This is a genomic window from Nonomuraea sp. NPDC051298 (assembly GCF_055586305.1).
The window spans coordinates 1-13,891 of record NZ_JBVJIM010000022.1 but is presented as its reverse complement, the minus strand read 5'-3'; the positions used below and the strand labels follow the sequence as shown (position 1 = coordinate 13,891).

The 13,891-nt window shown below is 71.4% G+C and carries 16 protein-coding genes and 2 pseudogenes; 8 read left to right on the top strand and 10 right to left on the bottom strand.

Annotated elements, in window-relative coordinates; translation table 11 throughout:
* Positions 1 to 12 precede the first annotated feature (12 nt).
* The 3 genes and pseudogenes from ACZ6S0_RS40730 to ACZ6S0_RS40720 form a co-directional block, all read left to right on the top strand.
* Complete coding sequence (locus ACZ6S0_RS40730; protein WP_465924674.1) at positions 13 to 468, top strand: NUDIX hydrolase; 456 nt, start codon at positions 13 to 15, stop codon at positions 466 to 468.
* A gap of 362 nt (positions 469 to 830) precedes the next feature.
* Positions 831 to 971: pseudogene (locus ACZ6S0_RS40725) on the top strand (transposase); the annotation flags it as partial.
* Positions 923 to 1,402, top strand: a pseudogene (locus ACZ6S0_RS40720) (transposase); the annotation flags it as partial. The pseudogenes ACZ6S0_RS40725 and ACZ6S0_RS40720, both read left to right, overlap by 49 nt.
* Here the strand turns inward: ACZ6S0_RS40720 and ACZ6S0_RS40715 are convergent.
* Positions 1,399 to 1,800 carry a hypothetical protein gene (locus ACZ6S0_RS40715; RefSeq protein ID WP_465924673.1) on the bottom strand — a complete coding sequence of 134 codons (402 nt, stop codon included), beginning with the start codon at positions 1,798 to 1,800 and terminating at the stop codon, positions 1,399 to 1,401. The pseudogene ACZ6S0_RS40720 and the gene ACZ6S0_RS40715 sit on opposite strands and share 4 nt — an antisense overlap.
* 110 nt (positions 1,801 to 1,910) lie before the next feature.
* Here ACZ6S0_RS40715 and ACZ6S0_RS40710 point away from each other — a divergent pair, with 110 nt between their 5' ends.
* On the top strand, positions 1,911 to 2,387 hold the full coding sequence (locus ACZ6S0_RS40710; RefSeq protein ID WP_344882982.1) for a winged helix-turn-helix domain-containing protein: 477 nt from the start codon (positions 1,911 to 1,913) through the stop codon (positions 2,385 to 2,387).
* Between the two features lie 51 nt (positions 2,388 to 2,438).
* Positions 2,439 to 3,011, top strand: coding sequence for a GntR family transcriptional regulator (locus ACZ6S0_RS40705; RefSeq protein WP_465924672.1), 573 nt, complete (start codon positions 2,439 to 2,441; stop codon positions 3,009 to 3,011).
* Here ACZ6S0_RS40705 and ACZ6S0_RS40700 read toward each other — a convergent pair.
* Genes ACZ6S0_RS40700 through ACZ6S0_RS40670 form a run of 7 tightly spaced genes read right to left on the bottom strand, consistent with a single transcriptional unit; the run spans position 3,004 to position 9,913 of the window.
* Positions 3,004 to 4,182, bottom strand: coding sequence for an ABC transporter permease (locus ACZ6S0_RS40700; RefSeq protein ID WP_465924671.1), 1,179 nt, complete (start codon positions 4,180 to 4,182; stop codon positions 3,004 to 3,006). The two genes, ACZ6S0_RS40705 and ACZ6S0_RS40700, sit on opposite strands and share 8 nt — an antisense overlap.
* A complete protein-coding gene (locus tag ACZ6S0_RS40695) occupies positions 4,182 to 4,922 on the bottom strand; it encodes an ABC transporter ATP-binding protein (protein ID WP_465924670.1) in 741 nt (246 codons plus the stop codon). The genes ACZ6S0_RS40700 and ACZ6S0_RS40695 overlap by 1 nt, the downstream gene beginning before the upstream one ends.
* Entirely contained in the window at positions 4,915 to 6,642 is a 1,728-nt protein-coding gene (locus ACZ6S0_RS40690) for a peptidoglycan-binding protein (protein WP_465924669.1), read from the bottom strand. Before ACZ6S0_RS40690 ends, ACZ6S0_RS40695 begins: the two co-directional genes overlap by 8 nt.
* A gap of 10 nt (positions 6,643 to 6,652) precedes the next feature.
* Complete coding sequence (locus tag ACZ6S0_RS40685) at positions 6,653 to 7,522, bottom strand: hypothetical protein (protein ID WP_465924668.1); 870 nt, start codon at positions 7,520 to 7,522, stop codon at positions 6,653 to 6,655.
* A gap of 34 nt (positions 7,523 to 7,556) precedes the next feature.
* A complete protein-coding gene (locus ACZ6S0_RS40680; RefSeq protein WP_465924667.1) occupies positions 7,557 to 8,474 on the bottom strand; it encodes a hypothetical protein in 918 nt (305 codons plus the stop codon).
* On the bottom strand, positions 8,471 to 8,794 hold the full coding sequence (locus ACZ6S0_RS40675) for a PadR family transcriptional regulator (protein ID WP_465924666.1): 324 nt from the start codon (positions 8,792 to 8,794) through the stop codon (positions 8,471 to 8,473). Before ACZ6S0_RS40675 ends, ACZ6S0_RS40680 begins: the two co-directional genes overlap by 4 nt.
* Positions 8,795 to 8,842: 48 nt before the next feature.
* Positions 8,843 to 9,913, bottom strand: a complete 1,071-nt coding sequence (locus tag ACZ6S0_RS40670) for a thiolase C-terminal domain-containing protein (RefSeq protein ID WP_465924665.1) — start codon at positions 9,911 to 9,913, stop codon at positions 8,843 to 8,845.
* Positions 9,914 to 10,204: 291 nt separating this feature from the next.
* On the opposite strand from ACZ6S0_RS40670, the gene ACZ6S0_RS40665 reads away from it, so the two are divergent.
* Together ACZ6S0_RS40665 and ACZ6S0_RS40660 are read left to right on the top strand one after the other, a co-directional pair.
* Entirely contained in the window at positions 10,205 to 11,053 is an 849-nt protein-coding gene (locus tag ACZ6S0_RS40665; RefSeq protein ID WP_465924664.1) for a LysR family transcriptional regulator, read from the top strand.
* Between the two features lie 15 nt (positions 11,054 to 11,068).
* Positions 11,069 to 11,722, top strand: a complete 654-nt coding sequence (locus ACZ6S0_RS40660; RefSeq protein ID WP_465924663.1) for a MerR family transcriptional regulator — start codon at positions 11,069 to 11,071, stop codon at positions 11,720 to 11,722.
* Here the strand turns inward: ACZ6S0_RS40660 and ACZ6S0_RS40655 are convergent.
* Positions 11,714 to 12,601 carry a hypothetical protein gene (locus tag ACZ6S0_RS40655; RefSeq protein ID WP_465924662.1) on the bottom strand — a complete coding sequence of 296 codons (888 nt, stop codon included), beginning with the start codon at positions 12,599 to 12,601 and terminating at the stop codon, positions 11,714 to 11,716. The two genes, ACZ6S0_RS40660 and ACZ6S0_RS40655, sit on opposite strands and share 9 nt — an antisense overlap.
* Positions 12,602 to 12,680: 79 nt before the next feature.
* Between ACZ6S0_RS40655 and ACZ6S0_RS40650 the strand changes: the two genes are divergently transcribed.
* A complete protein-coding gene (locus ACZ6S0_RS40650) occupies positions 12,681 to 13,106 on the top strand; it encodes a TIGR03668 family PPOX class F420-dependent oxidoreductase (RefSeq protein WP_465924661.1) in 426 nt (141 codons plus the stop codon).
* Here the strand turns inward: ACZ6S0_RS40650 and ACZ6S0_RS40645 are convergent.
* Positions 13,096 to 13,731: a ThuA domain-containing protein gene (locus ACZ6S0_RS40645; protein WP_465924660.1), complete on the bottom strand. Its 636-nt coding sequence runs from the start codon at positions 13,729 to 13,731 to the stop codon at positions 13,096 to 13,098. The genes ACZ6S0_RS40650 and ACZ6S0_RS40645 overlap by 11 nt on opposite strands.
* Positions 13,732 to 13,891: the final 160 nt, after the last annotated feature.

Here is a 13,891-nt window from a genome sequence, read left to right as displayed (position 1 = left end):
AGGTGACCGGCCATGACGCAGCGGTACCAGGTAGTCGTCGACGTCCACGTGATCCTTGAGCGAGGCAGCGACATCCTGCTGTGCCTGCGCGACGGCACGGGATACCGCGATGGCTGGTACTGCCTACCCTCCGGCCACCTCGAAGAAGGCGAGACGGTGGTGGACTGCGCGATCCGCGAGGCCAGGGAGGAGGTCGGCGTCCGCTTGGACCCGACATCCTTGCGGCCTGGCACCGTCGTCCACCACCTGTCGCCCGAAGGCAAGCCACGCGTGGGAGTGTTCTTCGCCACCGATGCCTGGAACGGTGCGGTGTTCAACGCCGAACCTGCCAAGTGCGCCGAACTGCGCTGGGTCCCGGCCAAGCAGCTACCGGACAACACCGTCCCCTACACGGCCGCCGGGATCAGTCTCTATCTCGACAATGTGGGCATCGGCCTGCATGGTTGGCCTGAACTCGCCTCCCGGTAGACACACCCATGGTCGAACACCACAGCCGCGACCCGCTCTGGGCACTTCCCCTGCTCTGCCTTTGGCCTGGTCTGCCGACCACGTAGCACGCGTGAGGGAACCGCTCCGAAGTGGGCACTTCCCGGGGAAGCTGCAACACGGATTGTCGGCAGGGTTGTGAGCTTCGTATGTCACTGGGCTGGGACGCCCAAGCCGAGTGACACAGGCGGTCACGCTACTTGCTGAGATGGTGTCTTCGGACCCTGGCTAGCCGTCCGCGGTGCCCGTCGGATCACCTGGAGCACGTGGCTGGGCGGCTGCGCGGCCGGGTTGCGGATCCTGGCCGGACGAGGTGAGCTTGCCCCGCGGACTGTCTCGATTCCCAGACTGTCAGGGCAGCCGAGACCGTCGGCGCGGCAGCCTGGGTTTACGACGCGGGCAAGAAGCTGAAGGGGCAGAAGCGGCATGTCGTGGTGGACACGCTCGGGCTGCTGTTGTGTGTGATCGTCACCGCCGCGTCGGTGCAAGACCGTGCGGCTTCGTTGTGCTGCCCCGCAGGTGGGTGGTGGAGCGAACGTTTGCCTGGCTCGTCCGCTATCGCCGCCTGGTGCGCGTCTATGAGCGCAGGCCCGACCACCACGAAGCCCTGATCTGGTGGGCCACCGCCCATCAGATGGCCCGCCGCCTGACGCGCGAACTGGCAGGCCGGCCGCCCAGCAGTCGCTGGAGCAGCCCGCCGCCGCTGCCGGATCTGTTCCGCCCCGACCGGCGCGGCAAGGTCCTGCAACTCCTGACCGCTCAGCCATGGCGGGCCTGGAAAGGAGCCGAACTGGCCGCCATCCTCGGCATCGAGAACGTCAACAGCTTCCGCGTCCAACTGTCGCAATGGTCCCACCAGGGCTACATCAACAAGATCGGGCCCGCCCTCTACGGCCCGATGCCCACCAGCACTTAAGCCTTTGTCAGCAGGCTCTGAGATCGGATCCCGGCCGGGGCCATCATGTGGATCCGCAGCCTCCGACCGGCCTGGGGATCCGGGCTCCTTACGGCCCCGGTTCCGGCCTCCACTCCCAGTAGCTGCTGCCAGATGACCAGGGTTGTGGCATACGGGCCGCGGGCGGTCTCGTCGACCAGCTTCTGTCCGTTCCTTCGGCGGGTGCGGCGGATGAAGGTCTGGCCGTGGGCGACGCACAGCTCGTAGAAGGTTGGTTGGCAGTCGCAGGTGTAGTCGCGGACGCGCGCGGCAGAGGAACGCAAGGGCTCCCACCGCAGCGGAATGAAGTTGGGGCCGGGTGGCGGCACGTGGTGTGAGTGGAACCGATCGTCCGAAGGGATCGCTGGAGGTTCGGTCATGCTGCAACCATAGCTATGGTCGTCTCGGCTCGTCTACTTGCACAGGCATATCTGTCTGTTTAGACAGAACGATATGGGAGCTGTTGCCCGCCTTGGCCTATGTTGCCTTCGTGCTGGACTACGAAGGCGACACCCACATCTACCTCCAGATCGCCGACATCCTGCGGCACCGCCTCGCCGGGCTCTCCTCCGGCGACCCGGTGCCGAGCGAGGCCGACATCCAGTACGAGTTCGGCGTCGCCAGGACCACCGCGCGGCGGGCGATCCACGTCCTGCGGGAAGAGGGGCTCGTCTACACTGTCCAGGGCGAGGGCGCCTTCGTCGGGCCGCCCGCGCAGGCACCTCGCAAGCAGCGCAAAGTGCCGCTTTACCAGCAGATCGCGGCAGGGATCGCCGAACAGATCAAGGCGGGGCAGTTCCCTCCGCGCCGTCCCATACCGGGCGAGGCGGCGCTGGTGAAGGAGCACGGGGTCGCGCGGGAGACGGTGCGGCGGGCCATGGCGCTCCTGCGGGAGCAAGGGTGGATCTACACCGTGCCCCAGCGCGGCAGCTACGTCTCGCAGAAAGAGTCGTGGCCCCAGGCTTGACCGTGGCCGCATATGCCCACGTGCTCGTATGCAGACGTCTACGCTATGAGCATGCTCGACCGTGACGGGCCGGTCCCGCTCTACGTTCAGGTCGCCGAGGTGATCCACGGGCGCATCGCCAGGGGAGAGCTACGGGTCGGCGAGGCCGTGCCGAGCGAGGTGGCGCTGGAGGCGGAGTTCGGCATCGCGCGGACCACCGCCCGTAACGTGGCCCGCGAGCTGCGGCGGCGCCGGCTCGTTCACACGGTCAGGGGCGAGGGCACGTTCGTCGGCCCGCCCGGCGTGCCGCGCGTCAAGCCGACCAGGGCCCGTTACGCGCTCATCGCCAACGAGATCGCCGCCCGCATCAGGCGGGGCGACCTGCGGCCGAACCGGATGATCCCCAGCGCGCAGGCCCTGACACTGCAGTACGGGGTCGCCAAGGTCACGGCGCGGCAGGCCGTCTCCCTCCTGCGCGAGCAGCGGTGGGTCTTCACGGTGCCGCACCGGGGCACGTTCGTCTCCGACCCGGCCGACTGGCCCGAGCAACGGCATGACCCCCGCGTATGGGGAACGGCTCATGCCAAGGCGGCGGGCGACTCACCTGAGTGCGTCGCCCGTACCGAGGCGGCGCGGCTCACCTGAGTGCGTCGACCGGTTCCATCCTGGCCGCGCGCAGCGCCGGGTAGAGCCCGGCCAGCAGCCCCACCACGGCTCCCGCGACGGGCGCGGCGACCGCGAGCCACGCGTCGAGGAGGGGCGTCCACTGTTTGGCGGCGGCGATCGCGACGACGACGACCACGCCCAGGCTGGCGCCGATCACGCCGCCGACGAGCCCGATCAGCGTCGACTCCAGCAAGAACTGGGTGGCGATGTGCCGCCGGGCCGCGCCCAGCGAGCGGCGCAGGCCGATCTCGGGGACGCGTTCCATCACGGTGACGAGGGTGACGTTGGCGATGCCGACCGCGCCGACGACCAGCGAGACCAAGCCGAGGATCAGGAAGAGGGCGTTGACGTCGTCCTGCGCCTTGTCCCTGGCCCTGGTGGGGCTGGGCGGGGCGATCACCTGGAGCATGTCGCCGTTGCCCGGGCTGAGCGCGGCGGGCGCCTGGCCCGCGATCAGCCCGGCGGCCCCCAGGCTGGTGTTGACCAGGACCCTGGTGACGTCGCGCAGCCCGAACCTGCTGCCCACGGTGGGCGGGACGACCACTGCTGAGCTGAGGTTCTTCTCGCGGCCCAGGTCGCCGAGGATCCCGATCACCGTGTACGCGTGCTTCCCGATGAAGATCGCCGGTGCCCGGTCGAGCCGGGTGACGCCGAGCATCCTGGCCGTCTCGTCGCCGATGACGGCCACCCGGTCGGCCCGTTGGACGTGCCCGGCGTCGTAGAAGCGGCCCTGCACCATCCGGCCGCGTACGGCCTGCGGCAGCCCGGTCGTGGCGGCCAGCACGGTCAGGGAGCGCGCGGTGACCCGGGTGGGGTCCACGAGGTCGTTGGAGCGTACGGACAGGTTCGTGCCCTCTTCGCTCTCGGAGACGGCGGCGGCCGACTCCACGCCGCGAAGCCGGGTCAGCCGGTCGACGGCGTCCCAGGTCACCAGTGGTTTGTGGGCGTTGCGCGGCACCTCGACGGTCACGGCCGTGGCCACCAGCTCGTCGAACCGGCCGACGATCTGGTTGCCCGCGGTGGCGGCCACCCCGAGCGTGACGACCAGCGTGGTGATGCCGAGCACGGTGCCGAGCGTGGTGAGCGCCGAGCGCACCGGTCTGGCGAGCATCCCGGCGACGGCCTCGTCGTACAGGTCGCGTACGTGCATCACTCCTCCACCAGCACGCCGTCGGTGATCCGCACCCGGCGGCCCGCCCGCTCGCTGACCTCCCGCTCGTGCGTGATCACCACGATCGTCAGGCCCTGGACCCGCAGGTCGTCGAACAGGCCGAGCACGGCCTCGGTGTTGCGGCTGTCGAGGTTCCCGGTGGGCTCGTCGCAGAGCAGCAGCGACGGCGTTCCCAGGAGGGCCCTGGCGATGGCCGCGCGCTGGCGTTCGCCACCGGACAGCAGGCCGGGCGCGAACCCGGCCCGGTGCCCGAGCCCCACCTGCTCCAGCGCCGCCAGGGCCCGTTCCCGCCTGCCCCTGCGCCCCTGGCGGCGGTAGATCTCCGCGAGCATGACGTTCTCCACCACGCTGCGGTGGGAGAGCAGGTGGAAGGACTGGAAGACGAAGCCGATCCGGTCGCCGCGCAACCGGGTTCTGGCTCCGTCCCTGAGTGTGGTGGTCTCGGTGCCGTCCAGGCGGTAACTGCCGGAACCTGGCCGGTCGAGCAGGCCCAGCACGTTCAGCAACGTGGACTTGCCGGAGCCCGACGGGCCGACGATCGCCAGGTAGTCGCCCCTGTCCACGCGGAGTGAGACGTCGTCGAGCGCCAGGACGGGAGGCTGCGCGGGAAAGCTCCTGCACACGCCGGTCAACTCGATGACCGGCCCCCCGTCCGCCACCGCAGACGCCTCCGAGGCGGTGAGCGCCGCCGAGCGGCCGCTCGTCATGCTGTCAGGCACCGCTGATCACCACCCTGTCGCCCTCCTTGAGCGCGCCGCTCACCTCGACGTCGCCGTCGGCGGTCAGCCCCGTACGCACCTCCACGTCCCTGGTCCGGTCGGTGGCGGACTCCACCAGTACGCGCGCCTTGCCGTCCGCCGAGGTGATCACCGCGGCCACCGGCACCACCAGCACCGGTTCGTCGGTCGCCCCCACGGTCACCCGGGCGGTCACCGCCGTGCCGGTCCGCAGGCCCTTGGCCGAGGCCGGCGTGATCAGGACCGGCTGCGTGCCGTCCAGGCCCGGCTCGGCACCGGGCATCTTGGCCTTCTCGCCGACCGCCGTGAGCGTGGCCGGGTACGACTTCCCGGTGTCCAGCTCGACCTCGGCCTTCATGCCCGGCCGCAGCAGTTCAGACTCCGCCGCCTCCACCGACCCGGTCACCATGAACGTCGAGCTGGTCACGGTCGCCACCTCCGCCTCGACCCGCTGCCCCGCCTTCACCGAGACCTTCTGCACGCGGGCGGGCAGTTTGGGCAGGAAGACCACCTCGCCGGGCGGGATCGAGACGCCGTACGTGCGGGTGTACTCGGCGAGCAGTTCCTTCGCCGCGGCCAGGTCCTTCCCCGCGTTGGAGACCTTCAGCCGGGACGGCGAGAGCTGCCTGGCCTGGCGCAGCGCCTGCTGGGCGGTGACCTTGGCCTCTTCGGCGGTCCGCACGGCCTTGCGCAGCGTCTCCAGCCTCGTCTGCCTGTTCTGCGCGGCCTCCTCCAGCGACCGGTCCAGTGCCTGTTCGGCCGCCGCCAGGTCGGCCCTGGCGTTGTCCACCTTCAGTTCCAGCAGCCGGGTGTCGGCGGTGGGGTCGGGGGCGGGGGCGGGCGTGCCGGTCGGGGTGCTCGTCGGGGCGGCCGTGGGACGGTTCCTGGCCGCTTCGAGCGCCTGCTCCGCCTCCAGCAGCCGCTCCCCGGCCGCGCGTACGGCCGCCTCGGCCGCCGCCAGCTTGGTCTCGTCCTCGGGCGTGGACTCCTGCGCCTCGGCCTTCTCCAGCGCGGCGCGCGCCGATTTGAGGTCCTTCTCGGCATTGGCCAGCTTGACCTTCAGCGGCAGCACGTCACGGCCCTGGTCCAGCGCCTTCTGCTCGGTCGCGAGCGTCTCCTCGGCCGTCTGCACGGCCTTGCGCAGCGTGTCGTACGCCTGCCGGTCGGTCAGCGTGGGCTGCTGGGCCTCGTAGCCCTTCTTGGCGTACAGCTTGGTGACCGCGGCGATCGTGGCCGGGTCGAAGGCGCCCGTGACGGGCACGCGGTGGCCGAGCCTGCGCAGGGCCTGCTGCAACTGCTTCACGTCGTCGCCCTCGCTGCCGGGGGCGATCGTGCGGTGCATCGGCACCGTGCCGCGCAGCGCGAACACCGGGCGGCCGTTGACCTCCATCAGCACGCCGCCCTCCTTGATCCTGCCCTGGCGCGGCGCGCGGGTGGCCCGCTGCGCCTCGGCCGTGCCGCCGACCACGCCGGCCAGGCTGATCGGTAGCGGGGAGCCGTACTCGAGGGTGCCGCTGAGCACCACCGTGCTGACGAGCTTGCGGCGCTCGACGGCGGCGGTGACGAGGGAGGCGGCGGGGGCGGCGCGGCGGGCCGCCTCGTCGGCCGGGGAACGCAGCCGGGCGCCGACCGCCCAGCCCGCTCCCGCGATGATCACGACTCCGGCGACGACGACGGCGAGGAGTCTCCGTGGGGACTTCACGACGCCGGCGTCAGAAGGCGAACTGGTCGTCGACCTGCTGCGTGATCGCGGTCTCCCTCGGTGTGAAGACCGGGTAGAAGTCCTTGCCGCACTCCAGGTCGTCGAGCGCGGCCTTGACCTCCTTGGCCAGGTACGACCTGGCTTGCTCGGGCGTGAGGTCAGGCATTTGGTGCCCGTCGCCCTTCTGCTTGCGGGCCAGCGCCTTCGTCTGCTCGAGGAAGACGAGCCGGCCACGCTTCTCCATGGCCGACGGCTTCGTGTCGCTGACCGGGTAGCCCTTGCCCTTCAGACAGGTGGCCATGGACGCCGCCAGCTCCACCAGTTCGGGGTCGCCGTCCAGTTCGTCGCCCACGATCCGCCCTCTGGTGAGGGCGATCTGGTTGAAGTAGTCAAGGTTCGACTTGAGCTCCAGGCCGAGGACCTGTTCGGCCGCCTGCGAGACGCAGCCGTCCTGGGCCTTGTTGTACGCGTCGAGCTGAGCGCCGGAAAGTGAGCCGATGACCGCGGCGTTGGGGTCCTGCTCGTGGTCCGCGACCGCGGCCGAGATGCCGATCTCATCGGGGTAGACGAACTTGGAGAAAGCCTCGAACCCGTATTTCTCTCGATATTTCCGCATCGCCTGGTAATCGCCGGAGTCGCGCTTGCGCTCCTCCTCGGACACCTGCTTCTCCGGCTTCACGTACGCCACGTACTTGAAGCCCTTCTGCTTCATGCAGTCGGCCTTGGCCGCCTCGTACTGGTGCTTCTTGTCCTTCGCGGCGGCGGCCGTGCTCGCGGTGGCGCCGGCGGACGGCTGGGCATCCCCTGCGGCGCCCCCGCAACCGCAGAGCACGACCGCAGAGCACGACACGGCCAGGAACAGACGGGATCTCCTCAACATGACGCGTGACCATACTCCGTTGCACGAAGTATCGTCAATCCAGGCAATGCCTCCCCTGCCGCAAGGGGGCGAAGGCGGCGGACACGGCCAGCAGGACGAGGACGCCCGCATACGCGAGGTGCTGACTGGTCAGCCAGTCGGCGTGCCAGGCCAGATCGCCACAGACCGTCAGCAGGTAGATGCCCGACGCCAGCGCCCACCGGTGGTCGCGCGCCCAGTAGCACGCCACCACCCCCAGCCCCAACGCCCCGGCCTCCACCGCCAGCCTGCTCAGGCTCATCGGATACTGCGTGCCGCCGGGCATCCACTCGGGCCCCGCCCAGGCGGCCGGCACGAGCACCGCCCACCACCACCATGACCTGGCCCGCACCGGCCGCCGCAGCCACGCGAGGACCACCAGACCGGCCAGCACGATCGCGTAGCCGGACGCCACCAGCAGCGGATCACTGTCCTGGAACATGGCCCGGTCGCCCAGCGGATTCGGATCGACCGGCACCAGGGTCAGGTCGAGGAAGACCCACCCGCTCGCGATCCCGACCGCCTTCACGCCGGTGACCAGGGCGAGCGGGAACGCCGTACGCAGCCATCCGCGCAGGATCGCCAGCAGCGCCAGCGCCGACAGCAGCGTCCACACCGGCAGCTCACCCGCGTACGGCAGCAGCGCGGCCAGGTTCGCCGCCGCGACCGCCGTGATGCCGAGGTGCAGGCCGTCCTCCCACGCGCTGCCGGTGGCCTGGTGCGCGATGCGGCTGCGTACGCCGCCCGTCAGCAGCCCCCACGCCTCCCTGGGCACGGGGAGCCTGCGGCCGGGCGCGGCCTCCTCCAGCAGCACGTCGAGCAGCTCTTCGCCGTGCGCCCGCCGGTACGCCCGCGGATAGGCCAGCAGCAGCCTGCGGTAACGCCGTTCGAGTGCGGTCGCGACCCGCGCCCCCGCGGGATCGAACGCCGTCATGCGCCGGACGGCCGCAGGACCAGGGCGGCGGCCTCTTGCATCCGTCGGGCCTCGGCCTCCACGAGCGCCTGGCCGTCGGGGGTGATCCTGAAGTAGCGCCGGTTGCGGCCGTTGACCGTCTCCTCGCGGTCGACGGCGATCACGCCCCGCTCGTTCAGGCGTTCCAGGATGCCGTAGAGCGTGCCGACGGACGGCTGCACCCGTCCCCGCGACAGCTCCTTGATCGACTTGCTGATGGCGTGTCCGTGCAGCGGCCCGGCACGCAGGGCGGTGAGCACGAAGTACATCGGCTCGCTGACTTCAGAGGTTCCCCTGGGCATGGGGACGACAGTATTCCGTTCAACGAAGCGTGCGCAACAGCCCGGATCTCAGCTCACGAGGAGGGCCGCGCTGCCGTAGCCGCCGCCGAAGCCCGTCACCAGCGCCACCTCGCGTCCCTCGCGCAACTCGCGTACCGCCTGGGCCACGTTGTTGAGGCCGTGCACGTAGCCCTCGGAGAGCAGCCCGCCGTGCGGGTTCACCCGGGCGTGCCGCCGCTCCAGCAGGTACGCCCCCAGGTCCCCGCGCGCCACGAAGCCGAAGTCCTCCAGTTGCCTGGGCACCAGCCAGGAGTAGGCGTCGTACGGCAGCACCACGTCCACGTCCGGGGGCCGCATCCCCGACGCCCGCCAGAGCATGGGCGCCACGTACGCCGAGAAGATCGCCGTGACGTCGGGCGCCCGGTCCATCGAGGAGCACCCGGGGCCTCCCCCGCGCACGACCGCGTGGACGCGCGGCCCGTCCAGCACGCCGCTGACCAGCAGGGCGCAGGCCCCGTCGGTCTCCTGGCAGCAGTCCACCGTACGGAGCGGGGTGCAGACGTACGGCCTGGCCAGGTAGTCGTCCAGGGCGAGCGGCTCGCGGCGCAGCGCGCGGGGGTTGGCCCCGGCGTTGTCCCTGGACTGGGCGACGACGGCGTGCAGATGCTCGGCGGTGAGGCCGGTGTCGTACAGGTAGCGGGTGGCGGCCAGGGCGAAGAGCGGGACGGGACCGGCCAGGCCGTAGGTGAACCGTTCCTGGGGGCCGGTGGAGACGGTGTTCATGCGCTTGCCCGAACGGCCGTTGAGCGCCCGGTAGATCAGGACGTTGTCCGCCAGGCCGCAGTGGACGAGCATGGCCGCGTCGCCCAGGATCGAGGCCGCCTGCGTGCCCCCGCCGGCGATGTCGTTGTGCCAGCCGAGCCGCTCGATGCCCAGGGCGCGGGCGACCTGGACGACGAGGGCTGAGTCGTTCATGTGGTAGCTGAGCAGGGCGTCCACCTCGCCAGGTGCGATCCCGGCGTCCGCGCAGGCGGCCCGGCACGCCTCGGCGGCCAGCTCCAGCTCACCGCGCCCGGACTGCCTGCTCAGGGCGGTCATGCCCACCCCGGCCACGGCCGCCCGCCCCGCGAAGGACTGCATGCCCCCTCCTCCGCCCGCCCGCCCATGGCGGTGACGCTAGCCGTCACCCGGGCCTGAGGCAAGCGCTTGCTCGGCACGCCGCCGCTCCCCCTGCGTGGTTACGGGCGGCCGAAACGCCGTCGTTCCGCATCCCATGAGACTGGAACGAGGTCCGGGAAACCCCCTGCGACCAGCGGATTGTCGCCACCTTCGCGGAATCAGGTGACTGAGCGCCTTCACGGGAGCTGTCCGCTCTTGTAATACGGAGGTGTGATCTTCCGATAGCCCATCATCATCACGCCGAGGTGAGCGATGGATCTACGCTACGTCCGATACGCCATGGCGATCGCCCGCGCGGGCAGCCTCCGCCGGGCCGCCGCCGCGCTGCGCATCGCGCAGCCCACGTTGTCGGAGCAGCTCAGGGCGCTGGAGAAGGAGATAGGCGTCGAGTTGTTCAGCCGTTCGTCGAGTGGGGTGCAGCTCACCGAGGCGGGCGAGGCGTTCCTCGCGCAGGCCACCGTCGCCGTCGACGCCTTCGAACGCGCCGTGGCCGCCGCCAGGAGCAAGGGCGACACCGTCCGGCTCGGCGTGGCCGACGGGCTGGCCGACGTCGCCGCCCGGCTGCTCTCCCAACTCCACGCGAGCCCCCTGCGGGTGACGCCGATGGGGACGGCCGAGCAGATCGTCTCGATCGCCGACGGCACGCTGCAGGCGGGGCTGGGCTACGCGCCGGGCTCCCTGCCGAGGGGCGTGGCCCGCATGCTGATCCAGCGGTTCCCGGTACGCGCGCTGCTGCACCGGGAGCACCACCTGGCGTCGCACGAGGCGCTGTCGCTGTCGGACCTGGCCGCCGAGCCGCTGGTGATGCCCGAGTCGGACGCGGTCGCCGGGGCCCGCCGCTTCCTGGAGGGCTTCGTCCGCCACCGGCTCCACCCCCGCCTCGGCCCGTCGGCCGCCACCCACGACCTGGTCATCAACCTGGTCGGCGAGGGCACCGGCTACGCTCTGTGCGTACGCGAGGGGACGACGGTGCCCGGCTCCCTGACCTTCGTCCCGATCAAGGAGGACGTGCCGCCGCTCGAAGTGGTCCTCCTCTGGAACCGCCAGGCCGACGTGCCCGAAGTGGTGAGCGCCGCCCGGCACCTGGCCCGACATGGATAGCACTATTATCTAACGATGCGGATCTCCGAACTCAGCGCCAAGTCCGGCGTGGCCATCCCGACGATCAAGTACTACCTGCGCGAGGGCATGCTGCACCAGGGCGAGCAGACCGCCGCGACCAGGGCCGAGTACGACGAGACGCACCTGCGCAGGCTCCGCCTGATCCGGGCCCTGCTCGACGTGGGCCGCCTCTCCGTGGCCTCGATCAAGACGATCGTCGCCGCGGTCGAGGACGAGTCGCTGCCCATCCACCAGATGCTCGGCACGGCCCACTACGCCCTGAGCCCGGCCGTCGAGCCCGAGCCCGGCGAGGAGTGGCAGGCCGCCCGCGCCGAGGTGGACGCCCTGATCGAGAGCCTGGGCTGGGACATCACCCCCGCCGCCCCCACCCGCGACGAACTCGCCCAGACCCTGGTCAGGATGCGCCAGCTCGGCGTGCCCGTGGACCTGACCCCGTACGTCGAGGTGGCCAGGAAGCTGGTCTCCGAGGTGGAGATGGACGTCATCCCGTTCCACGGCCCGCGTGACGCCGCCGTGGAGGCGCTGGTGCTCGGCACGGTCCTGTACGGCAGGGCGCTCGACACGCTGCGCCGGATGGCCCAGGAGTCGGAGTCGGCCCGCCGCCTCGCCCCCCGGCCGGGGCCCGCCGGTCAGGGAGGGTCAGAGTAGGCCGTTCGCGCGCAGGATCCGGACCGCCTGCACCGTGGTCGCGCCCCGCCACTCCAGCGCCCCGGCCGGCGAGATGCGCGCGTAGTCCACGACCCAGCCGCCGTCGTCCTGCTGCTCCCCCGCCAGCCTGACCAGGTCCGCCGCGATCACGTCGGGCTCGAACAGCTCGCGGACCGGCCGCCCGGGGTAGGGCGCGAAGTCCAGGGGCCGCAGGGCCTCGGTCTCGGTGCCGCCCGCGACGGGGACCCGCCCGTCCTCGGGGATGTGCGCGCCGAGCCGCTTGAGCAGGTCGGCCGCGCGGGGGTGGGTGTCGTAGACGGCGTCGAGGAAGTGGACGGCGAAGGCGAGCACGTACGCGTGCGGGCACTCCTCCAGCGCCTGGATCGCGTCGAAGCAGTACCGCGTGGCCTTCTCCAGCCACGGGTGCGCGGCCACCGCCGGGTCATGGGCGGCCACGCGGTGGGCGGCCGCCGCGGACACCGCGGTGATCTGCAGCGACGACGTGTTCGGATCGCCCGCCACCCACCAGGGCGCCGTGGCGGCCGTCTGCCTGAGCGGCAGCGAGAACGGCAGGCCGCCGTCCGGCAGCGACACCGCGTCCAGCCAGTCGCACAGGCCCGCGGCGTGCGGCGAGGTGACCGGGGCGACCTCCTCGAACACCCCGAAGGCGTGCAGCGCCGCGCCCGGCTGGCTCTCGGGGGAACGCAGGTCGGGTTCGAGGCCCCAGCCGTAGCCGCCGTCGGGGTTGCGGTAGCCGTCGAGGGCCGCGAGCGCGCCCGCCGCGACGCCCTCGCCGACGAGCAGGTCGTAGCGGCGGCGGTCAAGGACACGCGCGTGCCCGGCCAGGAAGCCGGGGATCACGGAAAGGTTCACGTTCATGTCACTCATCGTGCCCAGATCGGCGCGCCTCGGTCTTGCAGGTTCCGGACACGCCGGACGGCCGTGCGATCATGACGACATGGCGGCCGGCGTCGACGACGGGGCGGCGCGGGCGAGGTTCGGCGCGCAGCCGGTGGCCCGCATGGCCAGGCTCGCCGCCGACGGCACACCGCGCCTGGTGCCCATCACGTTCGCTCTCGACGGAGACCGGGTGGTGACGGCCGTCGACCACAAGCCCAAGACGACCACCGACCTCGGCAGGCTGCGCGACCTGCGGCGCGATCCGGCCGTCAGCCTGCTGGCCGACCACTACGAGGACGACTGGGCCCGGCTGTGGTGGGTGCGCGCCGACGGCCTGGCCTCCGTCGTGACGGCCGGCCCCGGCCGCGAGGCGGCGCTCGACCTGCTGGCGGCCAAGTACGCGCAATACCGCGACCGCCGCCCGCAAGGCCCCGTGATCGTCGTCGAGGTGACCCGGTGGAGCGCCTGGTCGGCTACTCCGTGATCGTCACCGGCCGCTTGAGCAGCCACAGCGCGGCCCGCCGGAGCAGCGCCCGGTGGACCTCGTTGTCGTACGACCTCGTGTCGTGCCCCAGCGCGTCGTAGAACACCCGCCCCCTGCGCACCGGCCGCGCCCAGATCAGCGGCTGGCCGTTCGACGAGGCCAGCGGCTCGACGTCGGGCAGCACGTCGAGGTCGCTGTAGACCTCGTCCACCACGTCGAAGTCGCGCAGGCCGTCCACCACCGGGTGAGTGCCGTGCACGCGCACGCCCGTCCAGCCCAGCGGCGGGTGGTGGGACTTGGGCCAGGTCCAGCAGCCGCCCAGCACGCGCGGCCAGCCCTGCCAGTCGTCGAAGCAGATCGACGCCGCGTGCATGCACAGCAGCCCGCCGCCCCGGTCGAGGTGGTCGAGGAGCGTCGTACGGGCCTCGGCGGGCAGGGCGAAGCGCCACTCGTCACGCAGGTCGGCGAAGCGGTCCTGGTCCATCTGCCAGCGCAGCGCGTTGACCGTGATGAGCTGGAACTCCGACGGCTCGCTCAGCGCGCCCGCGATGTCCTCGGTGATCTCGGTGATCTCGGACTCGACCCCCGCCTCGGCGAGCACCTCCGCGAGCGCGGCCGAAGTCATGGAACAGTCCTCGTCAACGACTCGGGCCTGAAGTGAAGGCCCGAGCTTGCAGCTCCTCGTCCTGGCTGGAGGTCAGGTGTCAGGCCGCGTTCGGCTGGTTGACAGCAGCCCAGCCCACCACGCCGCGCGAGGCGATGTTGAGGGCTGCGTTGACGTCGGC